Here is a 14,494-nt window from a genome sequence, read left to right as displayed (position 1 = left end):
CGCCACCACGCGCAGGCCGCCTAACCTCTCACCCCAGATGGACCAGAGCCTCCGCTCCTGAACACCGCTGAATGTCCCAAATCATCTGACGACGGACAACTGAAGGGAGGAGGGCGCTTCTCAGATGGCGCATCGTCCAGCAACTTGGCGTGCCAGAACCTGAGATGCCAATCCTCTCCCAGGCGCCACTCATGCAGCCTCCTAGAAGCTCATCGACTGCGACTGGTCGTCTTCGCCGCGCCTGACGCGCCGCGAGCAAACTCCGCCAGCGTTCGCTGCGGTCCACGTCGCGCGTTGGGGTAAATGTTGGGGCGTGAGACTAGGTCGACTGTTTTAACGCAATTAAAACAACGACTTGCCGGAGCCGAATGGCGGAGAGGGGGGGATTCGAACCCCCGATGCCCTTGCAGGCATGCCGCATTTCGAGTGCGGTGCATTCAACCGCTCTGCCACCTCTCCGCGAAGGCGCCTCAATGAGACGGGCGGTGACTAGCACGAGTGCTCCGGCTTTCACAAGCGGCGGATCGCGGGAAAACGGGTCCCGGACTCAAAAGTCATCCGCAGGCCGGCCCTCAGGATCGCGGGCCTTCAGTCTTGCTTAACCGCAGGCGCGGACAGTCGAAGCGTGGGAATCGAAATCCGTCGGCGCCGGACGGCGTCGCACGAGGTCCAGAATCGGGAATCCGAAGGATGGCACCGGACGCCGGCATTGCCCTGATCGCCATCGTGGCCGGCTCCGCTCCCCTGCACCTCATGCGCGCCCTGTCGCCTCTCGCCTGCGTGCTCCGCCCGGTCATCGGGCCGGCGCAGGATCTATCCCGTGACTTGGCGCAGGATCTGACGTCCCTTCAGGCCTGCGACCTGATCCTGGTCGAGGCGGGCGCACAGGATCATCGCGCGGTCCTGGCACTGGTCGAGCGCGTACGCGGCCTGGCCGAGCATGCTCGGACTCCGATCCTGCTAGTCGCGGCCGAGGAGGCGGCACAGGTCCGGCGCGCGGCCGTCGCCGCGGGGGCCACCGATGTGATGGCCTATCCGGTCGATGCCTTCGATCTGCGGACCCGTGCCGGAAACCTGCTCGAACTCTCCCTGGCCCGCCGTGCCGCCGAGCATCAAGGTCGCTTGGTGGCCCGCACCGTCGAGCGGGCCGTCGTCGAGGCCGCCGCCCGCGAGCGCGAGATCATCCGCCGCCTGATGCTCGCTGCCGAGTTTCGCGACGACCAGGCGGGGGGTCACCTCACCCGCGTCGCGGGCTGCGCGATCGCGATCGCCGAAGGTCTCGGTCTGTCGGAGGAGGAGGCGAACGACATCGCGTTCGCCTCGACCATGCACGACATCGGCAAGATCAGCATCCCGGACCACATCCTGATGAAGCCGGGCGCCCTCTCCGAGCCCGAGCGCGAGGAGATGAAGCAGCATGCCCTGCGCGGCTACCGCATGCTCAACGACAGCCCGTCCCACCTGCTGCAACTTGCTTCCGACATCGCCCTCACCCACCACGAGCGCTGGGACGGCAACGGCTATCCTCAGGGTTTGAGGCGCACGGAAATTCCCCTGGCTGGCCGGATCATTGCGGTGGCCGACGTGTTCGACGCCCTCATCTCCGAGCGGGTCTACAAGAAGGCTTGGTCCCTCGAGCGGGCGCGCCATCACATCGAGGCGCATGCGGGCAGCCATTTCGATCCCGACTGCGTCGCCGCCTTCGTCTCGCGGTGGAACGACATCGTCGTGCTGATCGCGGAGCATCCTCCGGAGAGTGCCGCGGCCTGAATCCGCCGGGAGCCGCTGCGGTCATGCCTCGTCGCACGCGCGATCGAACGAGACGGCGACCCGTGGAAGCCCGTGATCCTGTTACCGCTGCGGCGAAACAGGCATATACTAGAGCCATCTACGTCCGCTATCCTCGATTGTCTCCTGGAGCGTTCCCCCTCGTCCCCGGGATGCTGGGGTCGCGGGCTTCGGGAATTCAGTGGCATGGCATGCATGATCGACGCTCCCCGTAAGGCAACCGCGCCCCTCACCGATCCGCTGCTCCTCGACAATCAACTCTGCTACGCCCTCTACGCGGCCGCTCACCGGATGACGAAGTCCTACCGCCCGATGCTGGAGCGCATGGGGCTGACCTATCCGCAGTACCTGGTGCTTCTGGTGCTCTGGGAAACGGATGGGATCACGGTCTCGGAGATCGGACGGCGCCTGCGCCTCGATTCCGGCACCTTGACCCCGGTGCTGAAGCGCCTGGAGGCTGCCGGCTTCCTCGTCCGCAGCCGCCGGCGCTCCGACGAGCGCGAGGTGGAGATCGCACTGACACCGCATGGGCAGAGCCTGCGGACCGAGGCGACCGCCGTGCGAGAGTCCGTGATGTGCCAGCTCAACATGTCGGAGCCGGAGGTCCAGGCCATGCGGGCCGATCTGAATGCCCTGATCGAGAACCTCAGCGCGGCCGGATGAGGCGCTGCCGCAGGCCGTCCCAATGGTTCCTCCGGCAAGCCTCAGCAGCGGCGACGCCAGCGAGAAACTTTGCCGGGTAAGTTTCCCTTGTGTCGGGCAGGCTGCTCCCGCTAAGGCGGACCCTGCCGGACGTGCATCGACGCGGACGTGCCCGCGTTCACACCTGTGTGGGATTGAGCCTATCGTGAATGACCATCGACCGGTCCAGTCGACCATCGCGACGGGGTTCCCGAGCCTGGCATCGGTCTCCCGTTCGCACGCCCGGCGGGTCGGCGGCGGCTCCGGCGGCGGACGCGTTGCAGTCGAACTTGCCGGGACGTGCCGCGTTTTCGACCGATGAGTGCGCATGCGGGCGACGCGGATCTGGCCCCGCGACGGCAGGTTGGGGTGCTGCCCTTCCGGCGGATGCCCGATGGCAGCTTCATGGTCATGCTCATCACATCGCGCGAGAGCCGTCGCTGGGTGATCCCGAAGGGCTGGCCGATGAAGGGGCGCAAACCCTACGACGCGGCCGCCCGCGAGGCCTACGAGGAAGCAGGCCTCCTCGGAAGCGTCGGTAAGCGCCCGCTCGGTTTCTACCTCTACGAAAAGCGTCTGAAGAGCCGGGATGCGGTCCTGTGCCAAGTGAAGGTGTTCCCTCTCGAGGTGCGCAAGCAGCTCAAGCACTGGCCGGAGCGCCATCAGCGCGAGGACCGCTGGTTCAAACCCTCCGAGGCGGCCGACGCCGTGGCGGAGGCGGGTCTCGCTGCGATCATCCGGGCCGCCTGCAAGCGCGAAACCGGCGCCCTCGCATAGGGCATGCGGCGAGTCTCCCGCGCTGCTCCGCCCTGCAGTCGCTTGGGAATTCGGTCACCGGCCCACCAGAAACCGATACAATCCGCTGCGATGCGATTGCCAAGGGAGTGATGATCGGCTAATTGCCCGTCCGTCCGGTTCGCAAGGCCCTTGCCGCAACCCAGGACATTTGGCTGCTGTAGCTCAGTGGTAGAGCACCTCATTGGTAATGAGGAGGTCGACAGTTCAATCCTGTCCAGCAGCACCACTTTCCCTTCATAATGTCATAGACTTAGGGACGGTGGTGCGAACCGCCGGCCAGCCCCGGATTATCGTGGGCAGCACGCGGGCAGCACAATTTCGAGGCGCTGATCGGCTTGCCTGCGGCAACCGACCACACACCCCGTACGAACCCGCTGTTGCCTGCTCGAAGCCCCCTCCCCCCCGCAGCAGCCGTCAGCAAAGCGGACACGCAGCGAGGCAGGGTGTAGGACTATCCCTGGGCCCGCCCCCGGCCTCGGAGCGTTCCGATGAAACTCGCCGTCCTATCGCTGGCAGCTATTAGCTTGCTCATGGTGGCGCAGGCGGGCGCGCAGAGCCTACAGCCCGCACCAGATGATCCGAGCACGAAGGTAGCTCCTCGTACCAAGCGCGAGCGCGATCTCGGCCTAGATGGGAAGCCGCGCGGTCAGAGAGAACTGTCGGCTCCGGACAGGGATGGGTACTCGACCGAGGAGCCCGACGCCGATGAGGACGACGATCTCGGAGAAGCCCTCCGTGAGGTTCAGCCATCCAAGCCACAGGCTCGTTGATCGGCGGCAGATCCAATGCGCCCTCTGATGCTTGCCCTGCTGATCGCCTGCGCGGCCGCTCCCAGCGCCCACGCGGAGCCGGCATCGACGTTGGCGGGGCTCTGGCAGCGGCTGGGGTCTTGTTCGCAGTCAGTCAGCGGTCCGGCCGGGTCCGTTGGTTCAGAGGTCACGGTCCTATTCAGCATCAAGCGTGATGGCAGCCTGCAGGGGCAGCCGCGGATCACGCATTCGAAGCTCGTGGGTGACGACGCTGCTCAGAAGGAGTTCCTTGCGGGCGTGCTCAGCAGCGTCGCGCGCTGCTTCCCGCTCTCGATCACAGATGGCCTGGGTGGCGCTGTCGCGGGGCGGCCGCTGCGCCTGAGGGTGATGAACCGGGCAAGGGAGCGAGGCGCTTAGCGAGTTCGCGGTGATCTCTCATCCCTGGCCGAAGTCTCAGATCGTTCGAACCCCGCTTCGCGAGGGTCGTTGACCTCCCAAGAGGAGAGACATCGATGCCCGGCGAAACTTTTACGACGACCGAAACCCTGGCCGCTTCATCCTACGATGCCGCGCGCCTGCGCATGCATGCAGGAGCGAAGGAGAACGGTGGCACACCTTCCATCGAGGTCAACGAGGATGACATCGCTGCGCCACGCCTCACGCCACAAGGCCGAACCGATCCTGACGAGGCTGGTGAAGACGAGACCGATCCGATGGGTGGCGCAAAGAAGGGCCAGAGCGACAAGGCTGAAGGATAGCGCCTTCGCTTCCAGCCCAGGTGCTCGACATGGGCCCGAGACCTAGCGATCCTCAATCAGGGCTTCGACCGAATGGATCTTGGTCTCGAAGTCAGCGATCCTCTGCAGGACGCTCTTGCTTGGGAGTGGGCCATTCGCCTCCGCTTCCAGAACCAGGAAGTGCTGTTCAGCTCGCAGGCGTTCGATGAGCGCTTCCAGATCTGACATACCCAGAGGAAGCTCTATCAGAGTAGGCGTGTTCCTCTGCGGAGGCGATCGTCCTTAACGGCAGCCTTCGTTGATCGGCGGGCCTCCGCCCGCGACGCCTTGGGTCTCCATGATCACCGACGGGAAGTGCCTATGCCTAAGAAGCCGAGCCACATAATTGACCGCAACGAGACGAAGGCCGCTAAGGGGATCGAACGCGAGCGTGTGGCGCAGGAAGCCTGGGCCGACGTTCATGATGCTGGCAAGGCTCAAGACGAGAAGACGGAGCGCCTCAAGGCGGCACGGCTTGCGCGCTTGGCCGAGCAGAAAGGATAAGGTGTGCGATGCCTGAAGACACCCAAAAGCTCGGGATCTTGATAGGTCTCTATGAGCTCGCAATCAGCCGGCTGTTCGAAACGGTCCCAAAGGGCGACGAGGCCAAGCGCCTTTTCGTGGATGACGTCCGACAGCTCTTGGACAGCACGAACGAGCTTCAACCGCACTCGCCGGCCGCACAGACCTACGAAGCGCTGCTGCGGCGCCTCGGCGCCGCGCCGCCGGACGCTGCTGGCGGACTGGGCGTTGTGCCTACTCCTGAGCAAGGCCTGCCACCATCAGGCTCCGGTCAGTAGGCTGCCGTTATCTTCATCGAGCAGAATGGCAAGTTACCTAAGGCTTCAGCCAGGAAAGGCAGAACGCAAAGCGTTCAAGCCGATTAACTCCATAGGCATGTAAGCAGCGGATGGGGGAGCGATGGAACAGGACACACCAGACGTCGACCGGGTAGCCCGCACGATCGCCGAAAACGTGTATGCCGCTTACATGCGCCAAGCCGAGGGTGAGATCCCCCCGCAGCTGGAACAGACCATCCTGACCCGTCTGGTTGAGGGCATCAGACCAGAGGTCCCGGGCGGCACGCCCCGAGACATCATCGACGCCGCCAACGCCGTTCTAGACGCATAGGAGCAGAACTCGGAGATCCGGGGACCTCGCATCACCGCTCTCAACCGAGCCGATGGCTCCGTGGCCATAACGCCGCTACCTGAGCAAGGCCTAGCCCTATCTGGCTCAGGCCAGTAGGCGAACCGAAGGGCCCATCACATGGCGACCTCGTTCAAGGGCCTCTACCTCTGCCTGCCCAAGCAGCCCCAGCCAGCGCACATCTGCGCGGAAGACGGCGAGCATGGCCAACTTACGCTGTCGCGTGAGGACTACGAGCTTCGTGGCGGTCAGCCGCCCTGGCAGAGCCTACCGTGGGAAGGCGAGGAAGCTTTTGCCCCCAACGACGAGGGCAGGGACATTCCAGATAGCAGCATGTGAGACGAGCGGTTGTCCGCACCGCGATCCTACAGGTCCAGTCTGAACGGGTATGACGATGACTGACAGCGAAGTGGACGAGGCCCTGTTAAGGCGAGCGTTCCGTTACCTCCTCGAGCAGGGAGCCCCAATCAATCTTCTTGCCGACGCTGAAGTACCGGCATTCGAGATGGAAGGCCGATCCGTCAGCGCGAGCCAAGTGGTCCTGAAGGCTTATGCGGCTGGGATGGCTGGAGCGGCTTAAGCGTGCGCTGTCGGGAGCTCCGTCACCTGCGTGGTATAGCGCGGGCTGCGCATCTCGAACTTCGTCGACCAGGTCCGCTTCTCGGTGAGCCCCGCCCGGGCCGGCACGACGGCGCCCCGACCGAAGCGCGCGTTGCAGGCGTTCATGGCCGCCATCAGCGGCGCGCTGCGCTCGCGGTGCGTCCTCAAGCAGCGTCAGGTCGGTCGTGACGACGCCGGCCTTGCTGTAGCGCCACGGCCGGTCGCCAGGCGCCTCGCGCCAGGTTCGCGCCACGCCAGCCTGCGCTGCCTTGATCAGCGCCATCGTGTCGTTCGTGGCCTCCGGTAGCGTTACGGTCGTCGAGACCGAGCGCATCGGGTCGCCGCGGTCATGCTCGCTCGTGTGGTAGAAAACCGAAACATGCGTGGTCCCAAGGCCGACGCGCCAGAGCTTCTCGCCGAGCCGCGTCGCATGGGCGGCCCCAGCCCCCATAGGGACGGCCTTAATTTAGGTGCCGCCCATTCCACCGTCGTATGCTATGCGTCGGGTATATTGAACGATGCGGACAGCGGAGCTTGATCATACATTCAGGATCACTTCCGCAGATGCGCCGGCCCCGGCTTGCGCTCATTTAAAATTGCGCGCCGTGCGATTTGCGGCTTCGAAGCGATACTGTGGCTGCGCGAGGGCCTCGGCTTTGCTGGCACGTGGATCGTCCGCGATCAGACCCACATGCTCAGGATTGTCTTCGGACCTCCCTGGCGAACAAAGCATGAAGATAGAACCGCAGAGGTCGTTCCACGTCTCTGATTCGAGTTCACTGTACGCCCATACAGCGAGGATTACCCCCTTTACAGCACTGGACGGCTTGACGCACCGAGCTTTCGCCAATCAAGCTGTCGCAGCTTGATAGCTTGCGTAAGTTGTCGACCACCGACGAGGCCAACTCCAAACCGGCGATGCATTAACTTTAAATTTCGGCCACTGATTGGGGGCACACCGTTCTGATTGCCCAGGTCGATCATACGGGCAATTCGACATCGTGTGCGCAACTCTAAATTGAATACCGAACTTGATCAGGTATCGGAGCCTTGTATGAGCGGCAGATTGAACGCGTTACTTCAGGGAATATTTTCGCCCGAAACGCCAGTCTATCAGGGTCGGGAGCAGATCCTCTCGCAGTTCGAAAGCCTGGGCGGTAACTGTGAATTTGGACTGGCACAGCGTTATTCCGGCCTGGAACCCCTAGGCCTGTTCCGATTCACGTCTTCGGAGCTGCCAGAGCTCATTCGAGGCCTCGACACGGACTTTGCTGATTACGGCCGGATGGGCGACCTTGAGCTGTTCGACGGCCCCGAAGGCCATATCTTTTGCCGGAGCCGATCCTTCAGCTACACCTACAACACGCTACGACTATCGGCGGCGACGGATTTTGAGGCGGCACTGGCTCAGGAATATCAAAAAGTCGACTACCTGAAGCGTCGTTTCCTCGAGGAGTTGCGCGAGGGGAACAAGGTTTTCGTGCGCAGCGGCAATCCTTCGGGCGACTCAGTCGGCATCCTCGTGCAGGCACTGCGGCGCCATGGACCAGCGCGGCTGCTGTGGGTGAGCGAGGCAGGCGGTGCCCACGCGGCATGCGATGCGCGCCAGATCGCAGACGGGGTGGTCGAGGGTTTTATGGAACGGTCACGACGCTTCGACATCGCCGCATCGGTGCCGCTTCGCGACTGGATCGACTTGTGCGGCAGGGCCTACGCCTTGCTGCACGGCGAGGCCAATCCGAAGCTCGAGGATCCTGAGCCGCTCGACCTGTCGAACGGCCTGCCCAGGGAGCCGGTTCGGCATGAGGCGGGACCGGAAGGCAGGATCGTCGCCGCGCGGGTCGCGCGGGACCTGACGACGAGTGCGATGCACACCTTCTCGGCCTGGGTCTGGCTTACGAAGGACTTTGACGGCGTACGCGTCGGCGCAGACTTTCGTCCCATCCGGTACGGCTATCAGGAAGCAGACCCGTCGATCCGTGAGCAGTGGCAACTTGTCTGGGCCTCATGCAAGCCGCGAAAGCGGGACAAAGAGGTGGAGATTCTCCTCATCTGCGAAACAGCAGTGAACCAAGCGCTTTGGTCTGCGGACTGGCGGCTCGAGACCGGGCCCCTGCCGAGCGACCGAGCCCCACCGGCCCCGCCCCAGCCGGCCCGGTAGCGCCGCGCCGCGCGGGATCACCGCCGTCTGGAGCTTGCCTGGGGCCAATTCATCTAATCCCGAACGTCCGTTGAGGCCGGTGTGTGCGCCGTAGTCCCGCCCGCGGGGGCGAACCCGAACGTGAAAGCCAGATGCCTTTGGAAAGACGCCTCGCGGCCAAGCGTCCTTACGGGCATCATTGATGAGCAGACAGGAATACTGAAACCATGATGCGTTTTCTGCGGACGAGGAATAAGCGCGTGGAGGTTCATCTCTGGCCCTCGCCACCGGCTCAGGACTGGCTCGCGACGAGCACAACCCTTCGCGCCTTGGCGTTGCGATGGGACAGGTACGAAGCGTCCGACCTCGACGAACACGTTAACGAACACGACGACATGTTCGATAGGGCGGACGGCGACCTCGCGACCTACAGGCATGTGGGCCGCTCCGCCCTGCAGATCATCACTGAGGCGATGGTCGCCTCTGGGCGGACGGACTTCGAAGATGTTCTCGACCTGCCCTGCGGCGGCGGACGGGTGACCCGGCACCTGCGCCCGTTTTTCCCAGAAAGCAATCTGTTCGTCGCCGACATCGACAAGGTCAAGGAATCCGCTGTCGCCGAGCAGTTCAAGGCAACCCCTTTCGCTTTCCCAACCGACTACATGAGCCATCCATCTCAATCGTTCGACCTAATCTTCTCCGGATCGTTACTGACCCATTTCGACATCGAAATGTTCAGGCGCGCGCTGGATTACTTCGTTGCCGCTCTCAAGCCGAAAGGTATCGCTGTCCTGACCCTGCATGGTCGCGGCATGGCCAGCCACTCTCTGGAACCCACAGCCTTAGCGCGACTTCTGGAGAATAAGGACGCCTTTCTGAAGCATTTTAAGACGCTGAAGCGCAGACCGTCGCTCAACATCGACCCCGAGACCGCCATCAAGCGCGACTTCGTAGAGGCAGGCTTCGGATACTTCGCGATGCCGAGTTGGACCGAGACCTACAAGCAGAGCTACGGCGGATCCTATTCCTCTCCAGCGTGGATCATGGGTGAGATCCAGAGCCGAGCCGATTGTGCGATCCTCGGCTACAAGGAGATGAGCTATGGACAATCGCAGGACGCCCTACTTCTACAGAGAATCTGACTTGCCGCATCGCGAGGTCGCGCGCCTGCTGCCAAGGCAGGCCGACGAGGTCGAACGGGCATGTTGTAAGCTTGGACGAAAGGCGTAGAGGAGCCTCAGCCGTCATGCTTTCCCGCTTTGTTCGGCTGAGGATGTCATTGCCGGTCAAAGCTTACCCTCTAGGTGTTACCATTCGCTGTCCTCTTTGCCAAATTTGATGCCGTCACATGTCAATAGGACGAGACCCTTAAGACCCGCTTATTTCGGCTTATCCGATGTTATGCATACCACAGATAAATACCGAAAATTACCTGTTAATCTCACTTAATAATCTTAGTCTGCTATGTCGGAACAGAGGAGCGGCAATTCCTATTTCTTAAAAACGGGCTCGGAGGCTTGAGATTGGAGATAGCCTAAGCGCATTCTCGGTCTGAGTTTCGAAGGATAGCTGGCGCATCGGACATAAAGGGCGCAGGGCTCATCTCAAAACGCCAATTTACTGATCGAACTCCCTCCTCACCTGCACCGACCACGACCAAGCCGACAAAAATCTTGTCGAACGGTTTTGGAATGAGCGCCGATACCCAGACAAATTGCCAAGCATCTCGGATCAATAGGTCCGCGTAGCGCCAGGACAGACGCAGGTGTCCAATAGCAGGCCGAACCTCGCTTCCTTCAAAACCAATTGGGATCCAGATCCACGCCGAAAGAACATAGACCTCCTCTCGATCGAAGGTGCCAACCGCGTGCTGGTAGCCGAAGACCTCAAGGCCAACCTGGGCGTTTCCAGGTACCGAAGCACCGCTGCCGCCCCGATGAACCCGGGCGCGACGATGCCTCCAAGGCAGCAAGTTCGGCGGCTTCGGAAGTGCGCTCACCGGCTCCAGGCCGCGGATGAGCCGATCGGCATTCGTGCAGATCAGCAGCCAGGATCGAAGATCCAAGTCCGCGGCTCGCTCATAGGGGGCAAAGCGCCGAACCACGCCATGCAGAAGCCCGTCGCCTTCCCATTCCACGTGCCCGGGGGTGACCTCTGCTTCGGAGGCCGTCACGTGCAGGAGCGTGGTCCGGCCATGGCGGCGGAGCGCCCGGATGAGGCGTTCCCTAGCCTGGCCAGTGTTCGCTGGATCGCCTTTTCGCACGACGATCTTATTGCCGCTGGCGAGATCCTCCAGCAACCTTCTCTTGAGATAAGCGACTTTTTTGTATTCTCTCCGAATGATCTTATCCGGGCCTTCGTCCGAGCCCGTTCTGTGAACGATATAGGGAAAGCCGAAGTGGCGGCTTCGGCAATAGGTCACGTCGTCGGAGCCGGTATGGAGTTCGAGATCGCCACTCTGGCCGTAATCCTGGAAGTCCGTATCAAGCCCATGGATGAGCTTGTCCAAATCCGAAAAAACAAATCGCAGTAGGCCAAGGGGCTCCGCGCCGCAGTAGCGTTGAACAAGCCCGAATTCGCAGTTGTCGCCGAAGCTCTCAAATTGTTTGAGAAGATCCGAGGGGCGTGGATCGTGCCGCTGGTTGCCGAAGCGTAGCGCGTTCAGTCGATCCGAAGCCATCGCTCTCAAGTGCCTGAGGTATTGCGACATGTACCTGGTCTCATACGGCACTAGCTTTGGGATTGTGCGTCGGACAAACGGTTTCGATAGTCGGACTATCTATCCTCTGGCGATCTCAATCGGGCCACCCTCCGGGACATAGCTGTCTAGGTTGAGACAATACCGCGATCCGTCCGGAGCTTCGGCGATCTCCGTAAAGCCGAGGTTCTCGTAATGCTTTGCGACGATGCCGTTCTTCGCGCTCGGGCGATAACAGCCGATCAGGTGTCGGATGCCCTGCTTGATCGCCACCTGCACCAGGACCTCGAGCATCGCCGCCTCGACCCGGCGTCCGAGCACTCGGCAGCTCATGAGCCAGTTCTCAATCGTAAGGGTGTCTGACGCACTCCGACGCGCCACGATGACCCCGATCATTCCATTGTCCCCGAAGCGGTCCACCAGACGAAACTGCAACCCGATGACCTCCGGGTCATCCATCAGCATGCGGGCTTCGGCGTCGGTCGTACGCCGGGTCGTCAGATTGAACTGATTGGTCTTATTGATCAGCTGTACGATCCGGTTGAGCCCAACATCATCGAACAGCCGCCAGGACAACGTCATGGCGAGGCTGGCAAGATAGGCGGGTAGGTTGGCCGCCTGCGCCACGTCGGCGCTCCGTTCGGTATTGCTCCTGTAGTAGGACGCCCTGGCGCGGTCTTCGGCCGTCACCGACAGGGCCTCGAAATATCCCGCCGATGCGATCAGTGGCGCGTAGAGGGCGGGGTCTTCCGGCAGTTCGGGGACGGCAACCATCGGCAATTCCGCACGGACCAGTTCGCGCTCGAAAGGATTGTCGTCGACGAAGACCAGCGCATCGAGACCGATACCGAGGGCTGAAGCCACGCGGCGGAGATTTTGGGCCTTGTCGTCCCAGTTGGCGAAGAACACCGCGATATCCTCCCGCCGGAGGACCATCTCGGGGTGATCCCGGAAGACCGCAAGGGCATTCGCCTCGTCGTTCTTCGACACGATGGCGAGGATGATCCCGCGCATGGATAAATCCCGCGCATAAGCCTGGAAGTTCACATAGGCTTCGCCCTCAGCGCTTCCCTGTCCGAGAACGATCCCACCAAGGCCGTCGTCTCCGACAACCCCGCCCCACAGGGTGTTGTCCAGATCGAGCACAAGACACTTTTTCGAAAGTCCCTGATCCGCGGCCATCGCGCGAGCGACGAGGTCACCGTATAGGGGAGCCGCTTGAGGAGCGATTTCTTGCTTGGCACGAAACCACCAGACCGGATCGTACCAGCCGTGGAGTCCCTGCCGAACAACCTGATCGTCCACCGCAACGAGAGCGACGCGCGCGGCACGCGCGGTGTCGCGGAGCGCGACGTTCAGTCGGGCGATCGCGTGGTGGGATGACCCCGCGAGGTGATGCTCGTTACCGCCGACTAAGGGCAGAGCGACGGGCATGATGGTCTGCTGAAGGACGAGCCCTGAGAAACGATCCTGTACCAATGCCCAGAGGGCACGCAGTCGTTCCAGCGTTTGCGCGTGGAAAGCGTCCGCGGTCTCCCAGGATGCGCTCACCGGAAGTGCGCCAACCAAGTGCTGGGCGTCGAAGCTGAAGAGCACGACGTCCGGGGCGAAAGCGTACAAGGCAGACGCCGGGTCGAGAAGCTCCTGGTGGTAGGCGCCGAATGCGGCCTCGTAGGTTTCGACCCAGATGCCTCGGCGAAGGGCGCCTACGCGGATCGCCGGCAGGAGGTGGGACACCGTCGACGATGAGAGGACGGCGAGACGCAGCGGCCGCGTCGTGAGTGAACCGGGCCGAACGTGCGGAAAGACCCTGGCTCGGATTCGGTCGATCTGATTTGTTTGTAAAGCGCTGAGTCGGGTGTTCGCGAGGGCAACGAGCCTGCTCCAGGGATCCGCATCGGACTCGATCCGAGCGACCGCCTCTTTCCCACCCTCGCAGGGCGGAAGCCAGTCGAGCGAACTGGACGTCACGGAGCGCTTCCGGTCTTCTGTGCGATGAGCCTCACAAAATCGGCGACCTTTGCCATACCGTCGACGTCACGAGTGGTGAAGCGGATGCCGAACTCAGTCTCGGCCGCGACGATCAGTTCGATCATGCGCCCAGAGTCCCAACCACTGATGTCGCTAGATTTGGTGTCTGGCGTGATCACTAGGGAAGGGTCGGCGAATACCTCACGGAAGATTTCGCCGAGCTGAGGATAGATCGCATCCGGTTGCATGTCATTCCACGAGGATCGATTGCTTCTCTCGCTCTCATATCACTCTCTCTGACAAATCCCAGCCACTAGCTGCCGATTCGTCACGTCGGATCCGCCGGCAAAGATACCGCTTTGAATCTCCCTTGGATCGGATACGAGCACTCTGGATTATCCAGCAGGGATACGGAACGAGAACGCCAAGCTTGCTGGTTCGAGACCAATTTTTGAGCAAGGTGCTGTTGATTAAGCTAGAGAGCCGCAGTCAATTATTTTTGCTCCTCCGAGCCACATTGCGACGGCGTCTAGGGTCTGTCGTCGCCTGAACGGATTGGCTGGGCTTGCGTTTTCATCTCTCTGAGGCAGGAGGGACGATGCTGAGTGACACGCAATGGTCTGAACTGGAGCCCTTGGTGGAGGCCTGCCGGCCCAAGGCCAAGACGCCTCCGCAGGATCTGCAGCGCACGCTCTCGGCCATCCTCTGGCGGCATCAGAACGGGGCCAAATGGCGGGCCATTCCGGAGGATCTCGGTCCGTGGTGGCGCGCGGCGCAGATCTTCATCCGCTGGTCCCGTGCCGGCGTCTGGGAGCGGCTGCTTCACCTCGTGCAAGAACGCGGCGTCCAACTCGGSATGGTGTTCCTGGACGGCACGAACGTGCGAGCGCACCAAAAGGCGGCGGGGGCCGCCAAAAGGGGGGATCTGCGGCCGAGCGAGACGCTCGTGAAGCTCTTGGCCGCTCACGTGGCGGCTATGGCACCAAGGCTTGCGTGATCGCCGACGGGCAGGGCCGCGCCATCGCCTTCCGGCTGGCGCCCGGTCAGGCCCATGAACTGCCCCATGCGGTTCCGCTGCTCGATCACCTGCCCGGCGTGCCCAAGTGGGTCGTCGGGGATCGGGGCTACACCAGCCACGCCTTTT

Annotated in this window: 14 protein-coding genes, 2 tRNA genes and 3 pseudogenes; 14 read left to right on the top strand and 5 right to left on the bottom strand. The window is 62.4% G+C overall.

Annotated elements, in window-relative coordinates:
- Positions 1–369 precede the first annotated feature (369 nt).
- Positions 370–459: transfer RNA gene (locus ASF49_RS12420), tRNA-Ser, on the bottom strand.
- Positions 460–690: 231 nt separating this feature from the next.
- Between ASF49_RS12420 and ASF49_RS12415 the strand changes: the two genes are divergently transcribed.
- The 10 genes from ASF49_RS12415 to ASF49_RS12375 all read left to right on the top strand — a co-directional run bounded on the left by ASF49_RS12415 (position 691) and on the right by ASF49_RS12375 (position 6,280).
- A complete protein-coding gene (locus tag ASF49_RS12415; RefSeq protein WP_056473150.1) occupies positions 691–1,770 on the top strand; it encodes an HD-GYP domain-containing protein in 1,080 nt (359 codons plus the stop codon).
- Positions 1,771–1,983: 213 nt separating this feature from the next.
- Positions 1,984–2,451, top strand: coding sequence for a MarR family winged helix-turn-helix transcriptional regulator (locus ASF49_RS12410; protein ID WP_056473148.1), 468 nt, complete (start codon positions 1,984–1,986; stop codon positions 2,449–2,451).
- 336 nt (positions 2,452–2,787) lie between these two features.
- Positions 2,788–3,246 (top strand): NUDIX hydrolase, encoded by a 459-nt coding sequence (locus ASF49_RS12405; protein ID WP_056473146.1) that lies wholly within the window; start codon positions 2,788–2,790, stop codon positions 3,244–3,246.
- A gap of 172 nt (positions 3,247–3,418) precedes the next feature.
- Positions 3,419–3,493 (top strand) — tRNA-Thr (locus tag ASF49_RS12400).
- A gap of 1,035 nt (positions 3,494–4,528) precedes the next feature.
- On the top strand, positions 4,529–4,774 hold the full coding sequence (locus tag ASF49_RS23085) for a hypothetical protein (protein ID WP_082511210.1): 246 nt from the start codon (positions 4,529–4,531) through the stop codon (positions 4,772–4,774).
- A 72-nt stretch (positions 4,775–4,846) separates the two neighbouring features.
- A complete protein-coding gene (locus ASF49_RS24730; protein WP_272481507.1) occupies positions 4,847–4,978 on the top strand; it encodes a hypothetical protein in 132 nt (43 codons plus the stop codon).
- Between the two features lie 135 nt (positions 4,979–5,113).
- The gene (locus ASF49_RS12390) at positions 5,114–5,296 is read left to right on the top strand and encodes a hypothetical protein (protein WP_056473140.1); all 183 of its coding nucleotides are present in this window, start codon (positions 5,114–5,116) and stop codon (positions 5,294–5,296) included.
- Between the two features lie 8 nt (positions 5,297–5,304).
- Entirely contained in the window at positions 5,305–5,592 is a 288-nt protein-coding gene (locus ASF49_RS12385) for a hypothetical protein (protein WP_056473137.1), read from the top strand.
- A gap of 121 nt (positions 5,593–5,713) precedes the next feature.
- Positions 5,714–5,923: a hypothetical protein gene (locus ASF49_RS24470; RefSeq protein ID WP_243214913.1), complete on the top strand. Its 210-nt coding sequence runs from the start codon at positions 5,714–5,716 to the stop codon at positions 5,921–5,923.
- 138 nt (positions 5,924–6,061) lie between these two features.
- Entirely contained in the window at positions 6,062–6,280 is a 219-nt protein-coding gene (locus ASF49_RS12375) for a hypothetical protein (RefSeq protein WP_056473135.1), read from the top strand.
- Between the two features lie 237 nt (positions 6,281–6,517).
- Here the strand turns inward: ASF49_RS12375 and ASF49_RS12370 are convergent.
- Positions 6,518–6,986 (bottom strand): annotated as a pseudogene (locus ASF49_RS12370) (DUF4113 domain-containing protein); the annotation flags it as partial.
- Positions 6,987–7,091: 105 nt separating this feature from the next.
- Here ASF49_RS12370 and ASF49_RS24465 point away from each other — a divergent pair.
- The 3 genes and pseudogenes from ASF49_RS24465 to ASF49_RS12360 form a co-directional block, all read left to right on the top strand.
- A pseudogene (locus tag ASF49_RS24465) lies at positions 7,092–7,310 on the top strand (hypothetical protein); the annotation flags it as partial.
- A gap of 285 nt (positions 7,311–7,595) precedes the next feature.
- Entirely contained in the window at positions 7,596–8,702 is a 1,107-nt protein-coding gene (locus ASF49_RS12365; RefSeq protein WP_056473132.1) for a hypothetical protein, read from the top strand.
- Positions 8,703–8,941: 239 nt separating this feature from the next.
- A complete protein-coding gene (locus ASF49_RS12360; protein ID WP_162240974.1) occupies positions 8,942–9,823 on the top strand; it encodes a class I SAM-dependent methyltransferase in 882 nt (293 codons plus the stop codon).
- Between the two features lie 392 nt (positions 9,824–10,215).
- On the opposite strand, the gene ASF49_RS23665 is transcribed toward ASF49_RS12360, so the two are convergent.
- From ASF49_RS23665 to ASF49_RS12345, 3 genes are all read right to left on the bottom strand, one after another.
- The gene (locus ASF49_RS23665; RefSeq protein WP_156652994.1) at positions 10,216–11,391 is read right to left on the bottom strand and encodes a hypothetical protein; all 1,176 of its coding nucleotides are present in this window, start codon (positions 11,389–11,391) and stop codon (positions 10,216–10,218) included.
- Positions 11,392–11,460: 69 nt separating this feature from the next.
- Complete coding sequence (locus ASF49_RS12350) at positions 11,461–13,350, bottom strand: HAD-IIIC family phosphatase (protein ID WP_056473122.1); 1,890 nt, start codon at positions 13,348–13,350, stop codon at positions 11,461–11,463.
- Positions 13,347–13,598: an acyl carrier protein gene (locus ASF49_RS12345; protein WP_056473119.1), complete on the bottom strand. Its 252-nt coding sequence runs from the start codon at positions 13,596–13,598 to the stop codon at positions 13,347–13,349. The genes ASF49_RS12350 and ASF49_RS12345 overlap by 4 nt, the downstream gene beginning before the upstream one ends.
- Positions 13,599–13,948: 350 nt before the next feature.
- Here ASF49_RS12345 and ASF49_RS12340 point away from each other — a divergent pair.
- A pseudogene (locus ASF49_RS12340) lies at positions 13,949–14,494 on the top strand (IS5 family transposase); the annotation flags it as partial.

Origin of the sequence: Methylobacterium sp. Leaf104 (genome assembly GCF_001422885.1) — a bacterium.
GTDB lineage: Bacteria > Pseudomonadota > Alphaproteobacteria > Rhizobiales > Beijerinckiaceae > Methylobacterium.
Note: the sequence above shows the minus strand (reverse complement) of the source record. Positions and strands in the feature narration are given on the sequence as shown.

Bases quoted from the DNA above. Each gene is read 5' to 3' on its own strand.
- ASF49_RS12415 (WP_056473150.1), top strand. From the start codon at position 691: ATGGCACCGGACGCCGGCATTGCCCTGATCGCCATCGTGGCCGGCTCC.
- ASF49_RS12410 (WP_056473148.1), top strand. From the start codon at position 1,984: ATGATCGACGCTCCCCGTAAGGCAACCGCGCCCCTCACCGATCCGCTG.
- ASF49_RS12405 (WP_056473146.1), top strand. From the start codon at position 2,788: ATGAGTGCGCATGCGGGCGACGCGGATCTGGCCCCGCGACGGCAGGTT.
- ASF49_RS23085 (WP_082511210.1), top strand. From the start codon at position 4,529: ATGCCCGGCGAAACTTTTACGACGACCGAAACCCTGGCCGCTTCATCC.
- ASF49_RS24730 (WP_272481507.1), top strand. From the start codon at position 4,847: ATGGATCTTGGTCTCGAAGTCAGCGATCCTCTGCAGGACGCTCTTGCT.
- ASF49_RS12390 (WP_056473140.1), top strand. From the start codon at position 5,114: ATGCCTAAGAAGCCGAGCCACATAATTGACCGCAACGAGACGAAGGCC.
- ASF49_RS12385 (WP_056473137.1), top strand. From the start codon at position 5,305: ATGCCTGAAGACACCCAAAAGCTCGGGATCTTGATAGGTCTCTATGAG.
- ASF49_RS24470 (WP_243214913.1), top strand. From the start codon at position 5,714: ATGGAACAGGACACACCAGACGTCGACCGGGTAGCCCGCACGATCGCC.
- ASF49_RS12375 (WP_056473135.1), top strand. From the start codon at position 6,062: ATGGCGACCTCGTTCAAGGGCCTCTACCTCTGCCTGCCCAAGCAGCCC.
- ASF49_RS12365 (WP_056473132.1), top strand. From the start codon at position 7,596: ATGAGCGGCAGATTGAACGCGTTACTTCAGGGAATATTTTCGCCCGAA.
- ASF49_RS23665 (WP_156652994.1), bottom strand. From the start codon at position 11,391: ATGTCGCAATACCTCAGGCACTTGAGAGCGATGGCTTCGGATCGACTG.
- ASF49_RS12345 (WP_056473119.1), bottom strand. From the start codon at position 13,598: ATGCAACCGGATGCGATCTATCCTCAGCTCGGCGAAATCTTCCGTGAG.